Raw genomic sequence first — 20,523 nt, 5'->3', positions numbered from 1 at the left:
GGACACTGTTTTTCTGTCAAATCCTTTTATGATAAAGGTTTCAATTCTGTCTCCTGTCTCGGTGTCTCCTGATTTCTGCTATATGATTATTGATATCAGTTTAGGGCGCAATTTATATCAGTTGATATCACATCCGATTAATTAATGATCATTGTGTAGGGGCGGGTTCTGCCTCGTTCTCTGTCTGTGAGGAAAAATGTAGATAAACCCGCCCTCCTACTACCCCCATAACGCAATTAATCAACCGGACATGATATTAGGGCGCTGTTTTTATCAATTTAGGGCGCAAGCAAGAGCGCCCCTGCGAAGTGATTTTTGATTAAAATTCACCGTGACTAACACAGCGAAAACCGGCTAATATTTCTCGGACTCCTGGATAATACCAATTGCGAAAACTACACCGCATCGCCCAAGGACGAGTCGCCCAACTTCCCCCTCTTAAAACCCGATGTTGCTGATCAAAATAACTCTGAGAATATCCAACATAAGGATAATATTCAAATCTCGAATATCCAGCAAACCAACTCCCTGTCCACTCCCAAACATTCCCTAATAAATCTCGCACTCCGTAAGCACTTTCTCCTTGAGGATAACCATTAACAGACGTTGTTCCCTGTAGCATTTTTTCGCTATCATTACAATTACATCGGTTAGAATTTGGCAATTCTTCTCCCCAAGGATAAGTCCGTTTGCTTTGAGTTTCTTCATCCCAACTAGCGGCTTTTTCCCATTCTGCTTCTGTCGGTAAACGTTTCCCGACAAACTTACAATAGGCTTCGGCTTCGTACCAACTCACGCCACAAACAGGATGATCATCAAAGATTGCATCATCTAGCCAATATAACGGTTTAGAAACCGGATTTTGTTGTAACCATTGCCATCCTTGAGTTGACCACCATTGGCGGTTTTGATATCCTCCAGCCTGCATAAATATGCGATATTGACCACAAGTAACCGGATAACGATCAATCCAATAGGTGTCTAAATAAAGACGATGTAAAGGCTTTTCATTATCCATCGCTTCGACTGAATTATTCCCCATTTCAAACTCACCTGCGGGAATTTTTATTGTTTGGGGAGAATGAGAAATTTTCGAGGAAGACTGAGAGATTAGTTGTTGATTTTTTGAACAGTTGAGACGGTGTAACTGCAAAACCAAAGCAATGGTTTCGCTGTGTTGGCTTTCATGTTGTAAAATAAACCGCCATAACCGTTCTTGTTCTTCGATAGGTGCCGTCTCGAAATAACGCCAAACTTGACTTCTAACCGCTTCTAAATAACAATTAATTGTCGAAATGACGGGTAATTGAGTCCGTTCATGTTTCGGTAAACCATCAGCCCGAAACAGTTGATCATATTCAGGAAATAGAGGTTTTAAACCCGCACAGTTTTCGAGTAACCAATAAGCTTCTGTAAAAGCAATATGTCCGAAATGCCAACCAACCGGACTAAAATCAGGATGAGGTTGAGCGCCAAATGCAGTTTCATCGACAGCTTCCAATTGTTTTAAAGTGCCAAGACGACAGCGATGAAAGGCATAATAAAGGCTGTCTTTAAGCGAGTTTTTCGATGTGGATATCAAGGTTTTCTCCAACAGTAATAATGCTTTGTTCAGGACAAGAATGCCAATTCCCCGGAAATAAAGGTTCAGACGCAATAATCACAGACTGGGGGAATTTTGGATCGTTTTGCAGGTAATATAAACTGGGTGGAATTCCGGCAACTGCAAATCGAGAAGCAACCATTTGCTGCCCGTCACAGATGATCACATTAACTAACGCTTTGACATCTGCTAATTCGACAAGTTCTTCTAAGATCATTAATGTCGTGCGTAAGGCTTCAGTCAGCGTGGGTTGCGCGGCAGAAGTCAGTTCATTAATCAGTAACCCAAAAATATGTTCAGAGTCAGTTGTGCCTTCAATATTCTGGTAAACTGAATCTCGGAGACGGTTGCGAATCAGTCGATAGAGACTGGTGCGAAATTCTTTGATGTAGCCATTATGAACAAATAGCAAACGTTCAAACTGAAACGGTTGACAATTGGTTAAATTAACCGCTTGACCTGGAGTTGCACTGCGAACATAAGCCAAAATTCGTTCCGACTCAATATAACGACCTAAACTTTTGAGATTTAGATCGCTCCAGGCGGGAAAAATATTTTTGTAGGTAAAGGGATCAGTTTGTTGAGTGGGATGATACCAGCCTAACCCAAAGCCATCAGCATTGAGTAAGGCTTCTCTCATTTCGCGAGGTTGATAGCTTTGAACGATCAAAGAGTGGGGAGGATCAGATAAAATTCGCTCTAGAGGAATTGTGCAGCCAAGATAGCCAAGTAAACGACACATACAACTGTGAAAACTTTTAAAGCTTCTATTTTACCAGCCTTTCAACTCAACCTATCCGTTTTGATCAACCCATCTATTAGAGTATCCGCTTTCAACACAGCATTAAACCGAAAAACTCAAAATTCATCCCTCCGTTGAAATCTCTGTTTCCCGGTGAATAACTGCGGTGTCAATGTTCTACAATGCTTGATGGTTGCCTGCGATCGCTATGCAAACGTTTAGATACAACTGGAATTGACCTGAATGATTATTCCAACCTCAAGCTTTACATCTCCTCGAGTCTGTCAACACAGTCTAACCGTCTATCCGTTCAGTTTTATCTCACTGTCTCAGGTTATCGTTTCTATCTGTGTGCTTGCCGTAACACCCGCTCAGGCGAATACTCAACAAGAGTTTAACCCCACTTTGGAAGTCGGAGTGGTTCAGCAATTTGGGAAAAAACCGACGGACACACTCATTCTCAAAGCCAAACCCGATGATCACCTAACGCTACGGTTTCAGTCAGAAGAAGGTGAAAAGGTTCTTCAAACCCTGAGTGTCATTCTCAAAATAGAAACCCAACCCTTGGCTGAACCGTTGGTGGATGAACGAATCGTTCTCAGTAGCCATCGTAGCTATGAAACCGCCGAGGAGGAAGCCCAAAAATGGCGGGAAATGGGAATTGCAGTTGAACTCGCTCAACCCGACTTGTGGCAAGTTTGGGCGAAACGCAGCGTTTATAATACGCCTTTATTGCGACGTTGGTTGATCGAAAGTATAAAAGCTCAAGGACATCAAAAGGTTCGTTTACAAACTCAAGTTCTCAAGCAGCAGCGAGTTCCCTATTGGGTATTGGGTGGTTTTCGTTACAACCGCCATGAACTTCTCTTGAGTGCGACTCAAAATGTGATCGAGGTTCACAAAAGTAGCAAAGATCCTCAACCGATGAGTTATGGCGGAAGTCTGGAACTTCAACCCGATGCTTATGGAACCTATACATTAGTCAATCATGTTCCGCTAGAAACTTATTTACGGGGTGTGGTTCCTCACGAAATGGGTGCTTGGCCCCCAGATGCTTCGATTGAAGCTCAAGCGATTTTATCGAGAACTTACGCCTTACGAAATTTACGACGCTTTGAGGCGGATAACTACCAAATCTGTGCCAATACCGACTGTCAGGTTTATAAGGGACTGACTGAAGTTTACCCGTCTACAGATCGAGGGGTTGCTGTGACTGAGGGATTAGTGCTGACTTATAATAATCAATTAGCCGATGCAGTTTATTTCTCGTTGAGTGGTGGAGTCACTGCAAATTTCCACGATATTTGGGATGGGCCTGAACGTTCCTATCTGCGCCCCGTTGTCGATGCACAAGGTCAAGTCTGGGATTTATCTGCCAATAGTTTAGCCGACGAGCAGAATTTTCGACGGTTTATGAGTTTGCAGAAGGGGTTTAATGAGGAGGGTTGGGTCGATTTTCGTTGGCGAGAAGCAACGAGTTTGAAGGCGATGACGGCACATCTGAAGTATTATCTGGAGCGTAAATATAGTATTAAACCTGATTTTCAGACGATTAAACAAGTCAAGGTCACACAGCGATCGCCATCTGGACGAGTTCTACAAATGGAAGTCCAAACCGAAAAAGAGACGATCAAGATAGAAAAGGATGAAATTCAAAATGCCTTTTGGCCGCCTGTGAGTACCTTATTTTATATTGATCCGATTTACGACAAAGATCAAAAACTGGATGGTTATCTGTTTGTTGGGGGCGGCTTCGGTCATGGTGTCGGTTTAAGCCAAACCGGATCGTACAAACTCTCTGAGTTAGGTTGGTCTAGCGATCGCATTCTCCAGTTCTACTTTCCGGGTACTGAGCTGAAACGTCTGAGTGAATCTGTTGCGTTTTGGCAACCATTACAGATGATTGAGAACGAAAGCCGAGTAATAAGGGACTAGGTTAGAATAGAATTCAGAATCCTGTGCATGATTTGAACATCTTTTCAACTAGCTGGCTAGTTGATGGAATCATAACCTAGTCCCGAGCAATCATCGATTCCTGAGTTGAGGGATTGAGGCCGGGTTATTTCTAACTCCTTTTAGGATATCAGTGACCCGTTACAGCCATAACTGGTCGCTATTTTTTTTTATGTCCCATATCCCTGCAATTTTGAATCATTTGATTACTTAGGCATTTCGTCTTCTTGGTGAGTCAAAATCACGCAGTCCGAAGTTGCATAGGCGACGCAAGTCAGGACATATCCCGCGTCAATTTGATCATCATCTAAGAAAGACTGATCGCTCTGATCAACAGTACCGGATTCGAGCTTACCTCCACAAGTTGAGCAAGCGCCCGCACGGCAGGAATATGGCAGGTCTAAGCCTTTCTCTTCAGCAAAATCGAGAATATACTCATCATCGGGAACCTCAATGGTTTCTTCCTTCCCTTCCGGCATTTTCAGGGTCACTTTGTAAGTCGGCATTTTGCTTTCCTCAACAAATTTTAGTTAGGGCTTTATCAAGTTCCACACAAAAACCCAGTCTTGATCAGCCTTGGTTTTTGTACCGGAGACTTTCGCTTAATCTAGATATTCTCACAATCTGTGAGTAACTTCTAGTCTGTACTGTTTTAGTACAGTGCTTCTTCTTGGTGAGTTGTGATCACGCAATCAGAGGTCGGTTTAGCAACGCAAGTCAGGATATATCCCGCTTCAATTTGATCATCATCTAAGAAAGACTGATCAGACTGATCAACAGTACCAGATTCGAGTTTACCAGCACAGGTCGAGCAAGCGCCCGCACTACAGGAAAAGGGCAGATCTAGGCCTTCCTCATTAGCAATATCAAGGATCGACTTGTCATCGGGAACATCAATCACTTGTTCTGGGCCTTCCGGCATTTTCAGCGTCACCTTATAGCTTGCCATCTGATTTTCCTCTGAGTTCAACTTCAAGAAAGTATAAGCTAGCCTTATGCAAACACTAAGGGATGATTAGCCTGAGCAACGGCACTTCAGACTTTCTTTATCTTTTGATATTAAGGGAAAAAACCGACGTTTTACAACCGATCTTGGAGATAGTTTGAATGGTTTTTATTATAAATTTTTCTAATTACATCCTAATTGCTTATACCTGACCCCCAAAAAACACAACTAGGCAGCCAGAGCCTAGAGAGTACAGAGCAGTTTACAGGGGATTTTCAGAAGATCCACTCTAGGCACACTACGCGAACCCACTGATATGGCACACCCCTATAACTGGAAACACGGGTTATCCCCCTTCTCCTGATACCATTTCTTTCTAATCATGGAACTTTTGACCTTCGCGTAGCGTGCCGTCAGGCGTATCCCCCCGGCTATATCCTTCGGATAAGCTTCGCAAACGCCACCCCCCGAGCAATCCCCCTTTGATCCCCAGGGCTGTTTCATTCTCGGTTCAAAAATGCGATCGCCAAATCTTAAAAGCCTTTCTCTGTAAAGAAAAGGAGGATTATTTCAACAGTTTTGATATTTTCTGTTTAAATAGAGCCTAAAACTTGCCCCCCATCAAAGGTTTAGCGATACGCCTGACGGCACGCTGCGCGAACGCCAAAAATTAGAATGAAACAGCCCTGCCCTTGATCCCCCCTTTTTAAGGGGGGTTGGGGGGGATCAATTAGATGCAGCTTCATAAAGAATTGGTATGAATCATCCCACTTACTCCCCTTATTCTGAATTATTTTTAATAATTTTCCAGACCCTACCACAATAAATTTTATTTTCTGTAGACTCAGATACTTTTCTTCCCCATACAATCTCCTTATTATTGAGAATAACTTGCAATAAAATTGAACCTAACCCCTGACCCATTTAACCCTTTTCCTACCCCAGAACCATGACAGCATCAACTCTTCCGTCTACAGCTTCTCTATCGCCGCAACAAGTTCCCTCGAAGTTACAAGCTTGGTATCGCCCAACTTTCTCTCCAGAACAGGGTATTTTGCTAATTCTATTAGGAGCAGTTCTCACTGGATCTGCTTTAGCTCAACACTGGACAAGCTCAACTACCCTCGCCCTGATCTGTGCCTTCTTTGCCCTGCAAGCCGAATATCCTCTAATTTTACAAATTAAGCAACGGCGCAGTTGGAAGCCCCGCTTTGTGCTATGGACAGGACTCTATGGAACAATTGCTCTAGCGATCGCGATCAAACTCTATCTACAGACACCCGAGTTGGTGTGGATTTACCTGATGGGGAGCATCGCCTTGATCATAGATGCTCTTCATGTCTACTACCACAAACAAAAATCCATTGTCAACGAACTCAACGGGTTTACCGCCATCTGTTTAGCTGCACCTCTAGCTTATACCGCAACAACTGGACATTTATCCTTTGATGCGATCGCCCTGTGGATACTCAATACTCTGTTTTTCGGGAGTGCGGTATTTACCTTCAAGCTGCGAAAAAAGAAAACCATGTCCCTGAAAGCCGGAACCGTTTATCATACAGTCGCCAGTGTTATCGTGATCATCCTCTATGGCTTAAACTGTCTATCTCTAGTAACAGCGCTGGCTTTTGCCGTCGCATTGCTCAAATTTATGATGGTTTGTTGGCGGTTTGAGTGGTATCGCACGACAAAATTTCATTATGTTGCTATCTTTGAAACCCGATGGGCTTTGATGTATATTGCGATCGCAGCCATTAGTGTTCTTCCGGCTCATTTACCCACTTCGTGATCTGCCGAACACCTATGCGAAATCACGCTAAAGAGCGACAATGAAACTGCCGAAGATCAAAAAATAATTGTTTTATGGTGCAAAGCGCTCTTTTCTCTTATAGTCCTATCTCAACACCCATTCGAGTCGGTATTGTAGGGACGGGATATGCCGCTCAAACCCGAGCGGAGACATTAAAAACAGACTGGCGATCGCAACTGATAACCCTCACAGGCCATACTTCAGATAAGACGAAAGCCCTCTGTCAACGCTTGGGTGTGGAAGCCTCTGCGTCTTGGGAAGAATTAGTCAAACGCGAAGATCTAGACTTAGTGGTTATTTCGACTATTAACCGTGATCATGACATGATTGTACGAGCCGCGTTAGAAAATCATAAACACGTTATTGTCGAATATCCCCTCAGTTTAGATCCGATTGTTGCCCAAGAACTGATCACCCTCGCTCAACACCAGAATAAACTCCTACACGTCGAACATATAGAACTGTTGGGAGGGTTGCACACCGCTATTAAGAACTCTCTAGGCGATATTGGTCAGGTGTTTTATGCTCGTTATATTACGATCAGCCCTAAACACCCTGCTCCCGATAAATGGACTTATCAACACTCACTGTTTGGGTTTCCTTTTTCCGGTGCGCTGTCCCGCTTTCATCGTTTAACTGATTTGTTTGGTGAAGTTCAAACGGTTAACTGTCAAAGCCGCTTTTGGAATGAACAAGCAGAGGAAAAAATAGATTATTATAAAGCTTGTTTGTGTACCGCTCAACTGCAATTTAAAAAGGGAATTGTAGCCGAGTCAGTTTATGGTAAAGGAGAAGTTTTTTGGCAATCTGAAAATACATTTACGTTATATGGTGAGAATGGAACCTTAATTTTCACACCCGAACAAGGTCAACTCATTCAAGGGGAGAGTTCACAAACGATAGAAGTGGGTACTCGTCGGGGATTATTTGCTAAAGATACTCAGATTGTATTAGATCATCTATTACATAATACTCCTCTTTATGTTACGGCTTCAGAAAGTGCTTATACGCTAAAAGTTGCCGATGCAGCCAAACAGTCAGCCGAAACGGGTGAAACTATTGTGATGGAAAATTAGGTGTGTTTTGGCGCTCGTTGTTGGGCGAAGATCGCAAGTCTAATCGTTGGGTGCGATCGCCACACTTTTAACTCCTCTAAGTTCATGCAACTTCCAACTCATAACTTTGTTGAATTCGCTCTAGTTCAAGATCAGAGAAACAATCAACAGACCAATTTGCTACCCGTTGAAGCATATGAAAGGGATAAGTATGAGCGACTCCTACAACCGCAATTTTTGCTTGTTGAGCGGCTTTAATTCCTGGAAATGTATCTTCGATGGCTAAACATTCGGATGGATGTAAATTGAGTTCTGGGTATTTTTGATTGAGTCGTTCAACTGCTAATAAATAACCTTCGGGATCGGGTTTGCTGTTTGTAATCTCATCTCCGGCTACAATCACCGAGAAATATTCAGCAATATTAACACGATTTAAGATCAATTCTATTTCTGATCGTACCGCTCCACTGACAACCGCCATTTTCAACTCAGCCGCGTGAATTTTTAAAACAAACTCTTGAACTCCTGCATAAATGGGTAATTCTTCTATGGCTTCCATTTGTTGACAATAGGCTTGAGTTTTGCGATGAATTAACCGTTCAAGATATTCATCGGTAACAACTCTACCCCGACTGCTGAGTAAGTCTCTCAAGCAACCGCGATCGGTACGTCCCAAACAATATTGTCGAAATTCATCAGGTTTAGCACGTAAATTTTCTTCAATGAGTAACTGCTCAATTAGCCGTTCGTGAAGCGGCTCATCATTAATAATAATACCGTTGAAGTCAAACAAAATTGCTTTTAGAGTCATAGAAACTGAAGTCTATAAATGATTTTAAACAGCGAACATTCCGGGTTATATAGCAGAAGTCAGGAGACAGGAGACAGGAGACAGAATTGAAACCTTTATCATAAAAGGATTTGACAGAAAAACAGTGTCCTAATCTCGGCTTTGACTGCTATAAAAGAGAAATTTTTTCAAGTTAACCTCGAAAAAAAACATCATTATACTGATGATTTAAGCGGGTGCTGGTAGTCCAGCAGAATGATCAAATGTGGGATTATTGTAGCTTACTTGAGTCTGAGAATTCACTGATGTTGAGGTATTGTTCAGAATGGGTTTAATCCCCTGACTAATTTGATGAACCCACCACCACTGATCCGTTTGTACTTGAGCAAATTCGGCTTTTGTCATCCAAGCATCTACACTCGCCGCAGCATAGGCTTTAGTATAAGGATCCTCAAATATTTCGGTTAACCATTCTGTCTGACGCAATGTGTGTTGATTTGCGTCTAAAACAATCATTTCTCCACCAACGCGCAGTAAACGAAAACTCTCTTTTACAATGGTTTGAGCAATTTCTGGCGGTGTTTCATGGAATAAAAAAGACGCAGTGACGAGATCAAAAGATGCTTCATCAAACCCGGTTGTTTCAGCGTTAGCCTGTTTAAACTTAATGTCTAATTCGGCTTTTTTGGCTTTGACTTCAGCGACAACTAACAGATAAGGAGATAAATCTACACCGATCACTTCTGCTGAGGGAAAGGCTTGTTTCAAAAGTAATGTTGTTGAACCTGTACCACATCCTAAATCTAGAATTTTACGGGGTTTAACTCGAATTCTATCAATCAATCCTTGTCTGACAATGGGTTCAGCAGGAGGTAAAACATACTGGGTAATCGAATCGTAATAAACCGCAGCTTCTGGGTTTAGATATCCGCCTTTAATACCGTGAAAATCTTGAGATTGGTAATAGTCTGGATAGGTTAAACGAGGATTGGTGATGCGAGTGGTTTCTTTCTCCCAATTAATGCTTTGCTGAAATTGTTTTAGGGCTTCTCGATCAATGAGAATATTCTCAACAAGCGGGGCTAGAAACTGTTTGAAAATTGTATCTTGACGAACGGACATAGGAATTCGTTTTGAGTTAGATTAGGTGATGTTGAGGTTGATAGCCTGAGTCTACTGACATTTGACCTTTCAACCTGTGCAGTTTGAGTTGAGTCGGGTTTGAGTTTGGGTTGGACAACTCCACTCAATTTTTGGGTATCAGGGATATTCTAGACCATCAATCTTTAAGATTGCCAGATTCGGATCAATGATCAGTTTGAGTTGCCGGGAAAAACGATTTCACTCCTAAATATTAGTGACAGTCATCGGGATAAACAGGCTGTTCAGACAGGCAGTGCATGACTATCTGAATAGCTTCTTGAGGGGTGTCAACTCGATCAACTTGACGGGGAGATAAGTTTTGAAAAAAGACTTGACTTTCTGGATATTGATTGAGTAGAATGACAGTTTTATTATCTTTGATAGCTAGGGCAATTTCTGAGGCTGTTCCGGCTCCCATTCCACAGGCAATGACTACATCAGAGGAAAGAACATTAATCGCATTTCGAGCATTTCCTAAGTTGGTAAAAATAGCAATATCAACCGCTTCAGACATTCCCGATGAAGTTGATCCTGGCAAAATTCCCAGCGTTAAACCCTGGGCAGATTTGGCACCCTGACAGGCTGCTTCCATGACTCCAACGTTTCGTCCTCCTGTTAATAAAACCCATCCTTGTTGGGCAATCAGTTGACCAAGTTGATAGGCATTTTCGAGATCAACTGAGGTTGCTGTTTCACCTGGACCCATAACACCAATAATCGTTTTTTTCATAGGGAAAATTAAAACGGTTTTATCTTTAAAAAAAGTTGAAAAAATATCTAAAAGCTACAGTTGGTATGCTATTCTAGCTCTATTCTTTTTAATTAAACTTGCTGTTATGGCTAAAGTTCCTGCACCTGCCATTCTTCAGATGCACCAAGAGTTAATGGCAGAATCTAACCTGAATTCTAACTACATAGTTCTGGTTATTACCTCCTGTTTGATTGCCACATTTGGGTTACTGAGTAACAGCACGGCTGTGATTATTGGGGCGATGTTAGTTGCTCCTTTAATGTTACCGCTCAGAGGACTCGCTTTTGCCGCTTTAGAAGGGAATACAGATTTATTTCGCCGGAGTATTATTTCACTGTCGGCTGCTACTGTAGTTGCCTTACTATTATCCATTTTCTTAGGGCGTATAACAGGTTTTCAGTATTTTGGATCAGAAGTTCTGGCTCGGACTGAACCCACACTGATTGACTTAGGAATAGCAGTCGTAGCAGGGGGACTCAGTGGTTTTTCTAAAGTTCGACAAGGAATTAACGATGCCGTAGCAGGGACGGCGATTGCCGTCGCCTTAATGCCGCCTTTATGTGCAGTGGGTTTAACCCTATCTCAAGGAATTTGGAGTCAGAGTTATGGTGCTTTTTTACTGTATTTTACCAACCTGTTAGGGATTACCCTCGCCTGTATGATTGTTTTTATTGTGACAGGCTATAGTCGAGTCAATCTAGCATTCGGCTGGGCGATTATCCTGACGGGAATCTTATTTTTTCCCTTGGGATTAAGTTTAATTCGATTGATCATTCAAGGTCAAGTCGAATATAATCTTACGCGAATTTTCACCAGAAATACACTGACAGGTCAGCGAGTGGAACTCCTCGATACTGATATGATTTGGACAAAACAGCCTGCATCTGTTTATCTCAAAGTCCGCTCAGAAGAGCCAATTACTCCCAAACAAGTTCGTTTAGTTCAAGAATTTCTGATGGAAAGAATGGGGCGAGAGTTTGAACTGATTGTTTTATTAGACTCAGTGACAGAAGTCAGAGCAGAAAAACTGTTAGAGGATTTGCCGGAAGCGGATAATAAATCAATGAAGAAACAGGATATAAACTCAGAAATGAAGACCATTCATTTAGGAAAGAAGAAATTATTGCCTTGAACATTTAGGGTTTATTCCTACAACAAAGTTCCACTGATCATTCCGGCTAATAAAATGAAACCCACCCAAACATTCTGACGAAAAATTTCACCATAAACTGGTTTGGGAATTTCGGGTTGTCGTAATTGACGATATTGCTGAAACCAAATTCCAACAGCGATCGCCAAACTCACCCCATATTCCCAATGTAATTCCATCTGAATTCCCAGCGCTGCTAATAAACTAGCCGTAGCCAAAAAGAAAATACCAACTGCATCAGCCGCTTGATCGCCAAAAAATAACGCACTGGAATTAACCCCCATACGTTTGTCGTCTTCGCGATCGCTCATGGCATAGACTGTATCAAAGCCCAAAGTCCAAAGCACAGTTGCTCCCCAAAGTAACCAAGTTGCAGGTTCCAAATGTGAAACCGCCGCACTCCAACTAATTAAAACCGCAAAACCCCAAGCAATAGAAAGCACCAATTGCGGCACCGGGAAAAACCGTTTTGCGAGGGGATAGCCAATAATTACAGGTACGGCGGCGACACACAGCCAAAAACTCAGGGGATTGAGGTAAAAGGCTAACCCCGCAGCACAAGCAAAGGCAATAAAAGCAACAACAATACCCGTTTTTACCGTTAGCGCCCGAGAAGCGAGGGGACGGTTTCGAGTGCGTTCAACTTCTGGATCAATATCGCGATCCCACAAGTCGTTAATCACACATCCGGCGGCACTGGTGGCGACGCTGCCAAATATTATAACGAGAACCAAAATCCAGGGTGGTGTTGCTTGTGAGGCTAAAAACACCGCCCAAAGTGCAGGAATCATTAAGATGAGGCGTCCTGCGGGTTTATCCCATCTCAGCAATCGAACAATTTGGATTAAAGTTGATTCAGATTTAGGCTCAGATTGAATTAGCATCTCGATTGGTTTCAATTTGCGCTCAGTTTTCAGTTTTTATTCTATAGTTTCTGCGTTAGCCTGTCATGGGTAATCGCCCCTTGAGTTTTGATTACGATGAGTTGACTGTTTTCGGCAGCTTAGATCGAATCTCTCCAGATTTGAGTGGCAATTAATCGAAAAACTCATCGATTTGAATGCTGTTCTTAAGGGGAAAGTTCTGCTAGGATTTGAGTGAGAATCTCTATCGACCAAAAAACCGGATACTCCTTCGGGTTGATTGTATGAGATGATCGATATAATGAACGCTCTAATTTAAGTTTCATGGTTAATTCAGTTTCTACAACTAAAATTTCTGCTTCTTCCCCAGGCTTAGATCGAATGATTGCGGCTATCGATCTCGGTACAAACTCCTTTCATATGGTGATTGTCAAAATTGATCCGACATTGCCGAGTTTTACCATTATTGATCGAGAGAAAGACATGGTTCGGCTCGGTGATTTTGATCAAAAAGGTCGTTTAAAATCTGAAGTGATCGAACGAGGAATTATCTGTTTACGTCGTTTTCAAGAAATCGCTAAAACTTATAATGCTGAACAAATTGTTGCCGTCGCAACCAGTGCAGTCCGAGAAGCGCCCAATGGTCGAGATTTTATCAAACAAGTCTCTGATGAATTGAATCTAGATATTAGTGTCATCTCAGGTCAAGAGGAAGCCCGCAGAATTTATCTAGGGGTTCTATCCGCAATGGAGTTTAACAATCAACCTCACATTATTATTGATATTGGAGGGGGATCTACAGAGTTAATTCTAGGAGAAGGTCGAGAACCTATATTTTTAAGCAGTACGAAAGTCGGTGCCGTTCGTCTCACTCAAGACTATGTTAAAAGTGATCCGATTAGTCGGAATGAATTTTTATATTTACAGGCTTATATTCGCGGAATGTTAGAACGAACAGTTGATGAACTGGCGTCTAATCTCAAAAAAGGAGAACCTCTGCGTTTACTGGGAACATCGGGAACGATTGAAACTTTAGCTATTATTAATGCTCGCGAAAAATTAGGAACCGAACCCACTCCTTTAACGGGTTATGAACTGAAATTGAGTGATTTGCAAGATTTGGTCAATCGGTTTCGCAAAATGTCTTATGCTGAACGCTTGGAAATTCCGGGTATTTCTGATAAACGGGCTGAGATTATTTTAGCAGGAGCTTTGATATTACAAGAAGCAATGACCCTTCTAAAAATTGACTCTTTAACAGTTTGTGAACGGAGTCTCCGAGAAGGGGTAATTGTTGACTGGATGCTGACGCATGGATTAATTGAAGATCGATTACGCTATGGAAGTTCGATCCGTCAGCGCAGCATCCTGAAAATTGCTCAAAAATATCAAGTAGACTTAGATCATGGTGAACGAGTCGCCGCTTTTGCACTGAATTTGTTTGACCAAACTCAACGCATTCTTCACGATTTTGGCCCAGAAGAACGTGAGTTTTTATGGGCCGCTGGAATCTTACATAATAGTGGTTTGTACATTAGTCATTCCGCTCTTCATAAGCATTCTTATTACTTAATTCGACATGGAGAACTTCTAGGATATACAGAGACGGAAATTGAAACCATTGCTAATTTAGCGCGTTATCATCGGAAAAGCCCACCTAAGAAAAAACACGAGAATTATCAAAGTCTTTCTAAAAAACACCGCCAAATTGTAGATAAGTTAAGCCCTATACTGCGGTTGGCGGTTGCTTTAGATCGACGACAAATTGGTGCAGTCGCTCAGGTGAACTGTCAGTGTCATTGGGAAGCTGGAGAATTTCTGATCAGCCTAAAACCTGCTGATCCTCAAGATGATTGTGCTTTGGAGTTATGGAGTTTGAATTTTGAAAAAGAAGCTTTTGAGATCGAGTATGGATTGAAAGTGGTTGCATCTTTAGAATCCTTAGCCGTTGTGGTGTGATTCAAGTTCAATGTTGTAAATAAGGTCAGTTTGATCAAGTTTAGCGACTAGAGTTGTGATTAACCTACTCTAGTTTTTTGTTCGTTACGGTTACGCAAAAAAGGTAGTTTTAACAGCGTTTTAACTATCAAGAATAATGAGTAGAGTTCTCCGGGTGCTTGTCGCTCTTTCCACTGACCTGGACGGCAAAAGAGCATTTTTACTAACTGTCGATGTTGAGAAAGACTTACTCGTTTAAACTTGACTTTTAGGGTCAGATATGAATCCACCAAAGTGGAACTTATAATTTCTGCGGTTAGCTTTACTTGTTCATCTATTATATCTAGCTGAACAGGTAAAGACTGAGCGGAAAGTAGAAAGTTTTGATATTGAGTTTTGTCAATAAATTCTCGGGTAATCTCAATTTCTGCTCCGACTTCAGACAGTTTGCTTGTGATTCCCCAAAACGTTTGGTTTGCTAGTTCTAACCGGATAATTTTTCGGAGTTCAAACTGATCATCATTCTCGGATTTGGGAGCGTCGATTAAAGCGAAAATGGCGGCAGCAATACTCAACAAATTGTACGCACTCCAAAGTAAAGCGAGATGGGAATTTTGAGACAGTTCAGCAACTTCAGTAGTTATTGGTACTGTTCCCCAAACTCCTAATATTCTTAACAGTCCGATCACGGTCGCAATGAATAACAGAATCAAAGGTAAAGCAAGATTCCAATTGAATGTAAATTGATCACTAGCAAGACCTTTTTCAGTCACTTTAAATTTCTGTTTAAAGGGATTAATCAATGCTAAAAGAACCGCTAAAGACAGGGGAAAACAGAGAATCACTTCATAAATTCCTGAAATGATGACCGAACGACTCTGATAGTTTAGCCATCTAAAAACGACCAATTGAACCAGATAATAGGGGACAAAGAAATACAACCATTCTTCCAAGGTTGCTTTGATCGGAAAAACTCCTAAAAAGGCATAAACTAATGGCATACTTAAGAAGTAAGCATAAGCCCAACTGGCTAACCAACTAATTAATCCTTCTAAATGTGCTAATCTCTGAGACAATGTTAGACCTGGAATGGTCAAAGGATTAGAGTTAATAAAGAAAGCTTGCAGTGTTCCTCTACCCCATCGCTCCCGTTGCACAAAATAGTTGGTCATATCTTCTGCTGCGAGTCCAGCACTTAGTTTTTCCTTCAGGTAAATGAGTTGATAGCCACTCGCAGATAAACGAATCCCTGTGAAATAATCTTCGCTCGTAGATTCTGTTACAAATCCACCAATTTCTTCTAAGGCATGACGCTGAACAACAAACGATGTTCCAGCACAAACTGCACTATTTACTCCATCTTTTAGTAACTCAATTTGTCGATAAAAGACTTCTTCATCCGATGTCAAAATCTTTTCTAAGCCTAGATTTCGAGCAATCGGATCGGGGTTGTAAAAGCTTTGTGGTGTTTGAACTAGAGCCACTTTTTTGTCCTGGAAAAAGCCAATAGTTCGATGGAGAAAATTCCGGGTTGGAATAAAATCTGCATCGAAAACGGCTATCAGTTCACCCCGAGTTAAAGGAAGTGCATGATTTAAGTTACCTGCTTTAGCGTCAATATTTTCGGATCTAGCAATATATTTGCATCCTAATTCTTGAGCGAGTTGTTTTATTTCTGGACGCTGACTATCATCAAGTAAATAAACTGTTTTTTGAGGATAATCTATCCCTTGACAACCGATAATCGTGCGCTTTAAAATGAAAGCGGGTTCTTGATAGGTGGGAATTAAAATGTCAACTGTTGGGGTGTATTTTTCCTCTCTGACATCAATTTCCATTTGATTGGCTTGCTGAGTTCGATCTTTGATTTTCAGCATTAACCACAGTCGAATAATAGCTGAAGTCCAGATTAAGACTTCAAATAAGAGTAACCCTACACTGAATGTTCCATTCAACGGATCACTTAAATTTAAACTAGATAGCGATCGCCATAAAATATAGCGAATCATTAAAGCTAACACAATTGCGACAATAATTACCCGTGACCATAACTTAGGGTAAGGAGAAATTTTGATGACCGCTAGAGCAGTTGTTGTTAATACAATTGTGGGCAATAATAGATATTTTGGTGAAATCTGTGGTGCTTGTATCCAAATCGGAGGATTTTGTTGTCCAAGATGAATATGAGCAAAAAAATGGCTAATTGTTTCTTCTCCAGAAAACCATCCCCATGCAACGGTTGCAAACAAAGTAATCAGACTCAGCAAAATTAATGTGGCGATGCGGGGACGACTGAGACTCAAAATAAGGCGTTGTCTCAAGCTTTGATTATACCCAGATGTCATACTATTAAAACTCCTAAATTGACGGATATTGACTCGCTCTAGCAGCCGAGTGGCTGTAAAAGTCAGACTTCAACAAAGTTACTCTGTTAGATTATTTAACATTTTTATTCAACTTGAATGAGAAAATTTCAGTGAAATCATCTGTTCACTGTAAAAGTCAACCTTTGAGCTTGAAAACTTTTGCTCAACATAGAATATTAAACAACACTTTGCTTAATATTTCATAAGTTTGAACTGAGAATCCCGTGAAATTCTGACTCGGCAATTCCCAAACCAATCAGGGTAAGCAATGCCTACCCCATTTTTCGCTACCACTTTTTTAAGATTCCTATCCTCCCCCTGTTGTTTGATCAAAGTGATTCCTATTGAGGAAACGCTCAATATTTTTGATTTATCCTTGACAATAGTCAATCAACTCAATATCTATACTTTTTCTGATTGATTCTGCTCACAAAAGCAAACCGACTTAGATTACTATCTGTCAAGGTTAAAAGTTGTCAATTTTTATTGTTACTCTTGAGTTGAGTTTGCCAGCTAGCGATCGCTTTTTGTGCTGCTGCGTGTGAGGATGTATCCACAGGAACTAACTGAGCGGCTTGGATAGCACTCTCAAACTGTTTGTTCTGAGCGCGGGACTGAGCAACTTTTAAAATTTCTGCACTCCATTGTGAAATTGACTGTTGGGCTTGCTGATAAGCTGCTTCGTCTGGTTTGATTTTACGAGCTTCGTTAATCGCATCACTATAGGACGAAGCTTGTCCTGGTTTAATTCGAGTTTGTGCTGCTTTTAAGCGAGCAAAACTTTGCTGAATCTGTTGTTCCTTTGGTTGCCATTTCTGAATTTGCAGTTGCGCCTGTTGATAAATTTGGCGATTCGTCTGAGGGACAAGTTTAGCCGCAGCTAGTGCATCGGAGAAGTTGCCTGTTTGCGCTCGTGCCTCAGCAATATCTAAAATAGTTTGACTCCAACGTTCTATGTTTTCTTGAGCAGATGGATAGAGGGGATCTCGTTGGGGAATTTGACTAGCAATAACGATTGCATTGCTAAAGCTAGATGCTGAAGCATTTTGTAAAGAGGCTTTGGAACGCTCCAGCAAAGTTTGACTATCAAGCTGATTTTCTGGCGCTGTTGTTCCCTGATTAGCAGAGGAAGAGCTACTAGAGTTGGGTTTTGACGGGGAAGCTTGCTGAGATGGATTATCGATCAGTTCTATAGGACTGGTTGATGAAATCCCTGTCGTTTTTTGACCGAGAAAGATGGACTTGTTCGTGTAGAAGACACCCAGTAGTAGTAATAGTGCAGTCGCTCCACTCCAGAGAATGAGTTGCTGTAAAAATGATCTATCCGACATAGTTTCTTTGGTAGAAGTTTTTTGAGCCGGGGGGTCGATCTGAGCTGGTGTTGAATTGGGAGACTGATGAGCGGTTGTCGTTGGAGTCGGCTTGACGGAGGAATGTTCAGGCGTTTTATTGGAATGGGGACTGCCAAACCTTAAAGGAAATTTGACTCGGCTATCAGTTGTTTTAGGGGCAGCTCCATTTTGCTTGTGTTCTGAAGCTGAATTGAGAATACTACTTCCATTATGGCTTGCCATTGTCACAGTGGCAGGCAACTGATCGGGTAGTATGATTTGATCAATTTTGCCTGCTGGATTGAGTACAAACACAGGGTTCTGTTTGGGTCGCAGGTGTTGATCTGTTAACTGGGGTAGGCGATTGCTCAGGAAATGACACAAACTTTGAATCGTTTTGCATTCTCCAGAGTTTAGTGCCTCTAAAATGGCTGCGGTAAAAAATCCATGACGTAAAGCCGAGGTTTCTCGAGAAACTTGGTCAGGGCGACAGGAGAGTAACGTGGGAATTGCCATTTGGTTGGCGAGTTCCATTGTGGTTGCTCCGACAGCAGTCCCAGCACGCGCCCCTTGACTACGGTTTATATCCAGCAAAACCAGTAGTTCTGAGGTAGGAGCTTGTTTGAGTTTCTCAAATAGTGACTTTATAGATAGTCCTGTCGCTTCTATATTTGCAGGATTGCCGTCAATGGGCATCAGGTAATCCTGTCCTTCATGGGTGAGAGCATAGCCACTAAAAAAACACCAAAGCTGATCACCAGAATGCAACTGTTCTTTACAGAGGGCGTCGATCCAATCGTCGAGGTTATCGCGATTGGGATAAGTGGGAATTCCCCAGACTTCGGGTGAGGTGTCACTCATTAATAAACTTTGGTCGGGTGAAAACCCTGCCTTTTCAACCAGGAAGCTATGTAGAGCCTCAGCATCTCTCTGGGCATAGCTGAGGGGTTGTAGATATTGATACTGGTTAATTCCAATTGTGATGCAAGCGTGATGTTTCATCACGAGAAACCTCCGGGAGTTTGGAAGCCCCGTGTCTTTAGACCGGGGAGGAAAAACGACACGAGCGGTTAAAACCGCCTGTATAAAAAAATTAATCGGGGTATGGTTGCCCCCAACACCCATTTCTGGGGTAATGTTTGCCGAGCCAATGTTATCGGTCGGTACTTTCGACAACACACTGTCTTACCCCTCGTAGGACTGTTTAATGCTGTGGTTCATGAGCCGGCGACGCCCCAAGCATCTCAGGGTAGGAACGTTAACTCTCACCGATAACGTAGTCCTCAAGGGACTTAGGCTGGTCAGCTACCTAAAAAGAGAAGCATGATGCCCCGTCTCTTTAGAGCGGGGTGCTGACTGACACCTTTTAGATATAGGTCTGAATCTCTGCAAAAACGATAGCACACTCAATGTGCCGACTCTAAAACTTCTTATATAAGGACTGGGTATCTGGAACGCGGGTATTGTCCCAAAAAGCTAGAGTGAATCCTCTCGGGGGAGAAGCACCTAGACCGTCATAAGTTGGACAATTACAAGAGTCTAAGTAACTGCCCCAGATCTTCAGCCTTGACCAAAATCCCTGAAACCTTCTCTGTGCTTGGGATTAAAGTTTTTCCTAGTCCTCTCCCAAAAAAACTTTCAAAAAAGTGTTGACAAACCCAGAAGACTCAGCTACATTAGTAAATGCGCTCGAGAAAAGACAACTGACTCGAAAGCAGCCGAACCTAGATAATACAATAGTTTGAAAGCCTAAGTACAGCTCCTCGTTAATACATTTTGAGGGTTCTTGGGAAACCGAGAATCAGCTTTGACAGATAGAAATTAGCCGGAGAGTCAGCCCAAGTTCAGAAAAGCAGTTTTGTCGATTCTGAAGCAAGCTAACTTAACTCAAGTGGTGAAATCAACACGGAGAGTTTGATCCTGGCTCAGGATGAACGCTGGCGGTCTGCTTAACACATGCAAGTCGAACGGACTCTTCGGAGTTAGTGGCGGACGGGTGAGTAACGCGTGAGAATCTGCCTCTAGGACTGGGACAACAGAAGGAAACTTCTGCTAATCCCGGATGAGCCGCAAGGTGAAAGA

Annotated in this window: 15 protein-coding genes and 1 rRNA gene; 6 read left to right on the top strand and 10 right to left on the bottom strand. The window is 42.1% G+C overall.

What is annotated here, in order from left to right; all coding sequences use genetic code 11:
* Positions 1-319: 319 nt before the first annotated feature.
* Complete coding sequence (locus WN50_RS27790; RefSeq protein WP_046277667.1) at positions 320-1,582, bottom strand: SUMF1/EgtB/PvdO family nonheme iron enzyme; 1,263 nt, start codon at positions 1,580-1,582, stop codon at positions 320-322.
* Positions 1,554-2,345, bottom strand: coding sequence for an ergothioneine biosynthesis protein EgtC (gene egtC, locus WN50_RS27785; RefSeq protein ID WP_046277666.1), 792 nt, complete (start codon positions 2,343-2,345; stop codon positions 1,554-1,556). The genes WN50_RS27790 and egtC overlap by 29 nt, the downstream gene beginning before the upstream one ends.
* A gap of 243 nt (positions 2,346-2,588) precedes the next feature.
* Between egtC and WN50_RS27780 the strand changes: the two genes are divergently transcribed.
* Complete coding sequence (locus WN50_RS27780; RefSeq protein WP_046277665.1) at positions 2,589-4,280, top strand: SpoIID/LytB domain-containing protein; 1,692 nt, start codon at positions 2,589-2,591, stop codon at positions 4,278-4,280.
* 224 nt (positions 4,281-4,504) lie between these two features.
* On the opposite strand, the gene WN50_RS27775 is transcribed toward WN50_RS27780, so the two are convergent.
* Together WN50_RS27775 and WN50_RS27770 are read right to left on the bottom strand one after the other, a co-directional pair.
* The gene (locus tag WN50_RS27775) at positions 4,505-4,804 is read right to left on the bottom strand and encodes a ferredoxin (RefSeq protein WP_046277664.1); all 300 of its coding nucleotides are present in this window, start codon (positions 4,802-4,804) and stop codon (positions 4,505-4,507) included.
* Positions 4,805-4,950: 146 nt separating this feature from the next.
* Positions 4,951-5,247 (bottom strand): ferredoxin, encoded by a 297-nt coding sequence (locus WN50_RS27770; protein ID WP_046277663.1) that lies wholly within the window; start codon positions 5,245-5,247, stop codon positions 4,951-4,953.
* 946 nt (positions 5,248-6,193) lie between these two features.
* On the opposite strand from WN50_RS27770, the gene WN50_RS27765 reads away from it, so the two are divergent.
* Together WN50_RS27765 and WN50_RS27760 are read left to right on the top strand one after the other, a co-directional pair.
* Entirely contained in the window at positions 6,194-7,033 is an 840-nt protein-coding gene (locus WN50_RS27765) for a YwiC-like family protein (protein WP_046277661.1), read from the top strand.
* 74 nt (positions 7,034-7,107) lie between these two features.
* Complete coding sequence (locus WN50_RS27760) at positions 7,108-8,130, top strand: Gfo/Idh/MocA family protein (protein ID WP_200906370.1); 1,023 nt, start codon at positions 7,108-7,110, stop codon at positions 8,128-8,130.
* 82 nt (positions 8,131-8,212) lie between these two features.
* On the opposite strand, the gene WN50_RS27755 is transcribed toward WN50_RS27760, so the two are convergent.
* From WN50_RS27755 to WN50_RS27745, 3 genes are all read right to left on the bottom strand, one after another.
* Entirely contained in the window at positions 8,213-8,920 is a 708-nt protein-coding gene (locus WN50_RS27755; protein ID WP_046277660.1) for an HAD family hydrolase, read from the bottom strand.
* A gap of 207 nt (positions 8,921-9,127) precedes the next feature.
* Positions 9,128-10,021, bottom strand: a complete 894-nt coding sequence (locus WN50_RS27750; RefSeq protein ID WP_046277659.1) for a class I SAM-dependent methyltransferase — start codon at positions 10,019-10,021, stop codon at positions 9,128-9,130.
* Positions 10,022-10,253: 232 nt separating this feature from the next.
* Positions 10,254-10,772 (bottom strand): TIGR00725 family protein, encoded by a 519-nt coding sequence (locus WN50_RS27745; protein ID WP_046277658.1) that lies wholly within the window; start codon positions 10,770-10,772, stop codon positions 10,254-10,256.
* Between the two features lie 106 nt (positions 10,773-10,878).
* Between WN50_RS27745 and WN50_RS27740 the strand changes: the two genes are divergently transcribed.
* Positions 10,879-11,925 carry a DUF389 domain-containing protein gene (locus tag WN50_RS27740; RefSeq protein WP_046277657.1) on the top strand — a complete coding sequence of 349 codons (1,047 nt, stop codon included), beginning with the start codon at positions 10,879-10,881 and terminating at the stop codon, positions 11,923-11,925.
* Between the two features lie 17 nt (positions 11,926-11,942).
* On the opposite strand, the gene WN50_RS27735 is transcribed toward WN50_RS27740, so the two are convergent.
* Entirely contained in the window at positions 11,943-12,827 is an 885-nt protein-coding gene (locus tag WN50_RS27735) for a 4-hydroxybenzoate solanesyltransferase (protein WP_046277656.1), read from the bottom strand.
* Positions 12,828-13,130: 303 nt separating this feature from the next.
* On the opposite strand from WN50_RS27735, the gene WN50_RS27730 reads away from it, so the two are divergent.
* Entirely contained in the window at positions 13,131-14,765 is a 1,635-nt protein-coding gene (locus WN50_RS27730; RefSeq protein WP_046277655.1) for a Ppx/GppA phosphatase family protein, read from the top strand.
* A gap of 59 nt (positions 14,766-14,824) precedes the next feature.
* Here WN50_RS27730 and WN50_RS27725 read toward each other — a convergent pair whose 3' ends face one another.
* Positions 14,825-17,089 carry a glycosyltransferase gene (locus tag WN50_RS27725; protein ID WP_046277654.1) on the bottom strand — a complete coding sequence of 755 codons (2,265 nt, stop codon included), beginning with the start codon at positions 17,087-17,089 and terminating at the stop codon, positions 14,825-14,827.
* Between the two features lie 497 nt (positions 17,090-17,586).
* A complete protein-coding gene (locus WN50_RS27715) occupies positions 17,587-19,443 on the bottom strand; it encodes a caspase family protein (RefSeq protein WP_046277675.1) in 1,857 nt (618 codons plus the stop codon).
* A 900-nt stretch (positions 19,444-20,343) separates the two neighbouring features.
* Between WN50_RS27715 and WN50_RS27710 the strand changes: the two genes are divergently transcribed.
* Positions 20,344-20,523, top strand: a 16S ribosomal RNA gene (locus WN50_RS27710); the annotation flags it as partial.

The sequence above is a fragment of the Limnoraphis robusta CS-951 genome (assembly GCF_000972705.2).
Note: the sequence above shows the minus strand (reverse complement) of the source record. Positions and strands in the feature narration are given on the sequence as shown.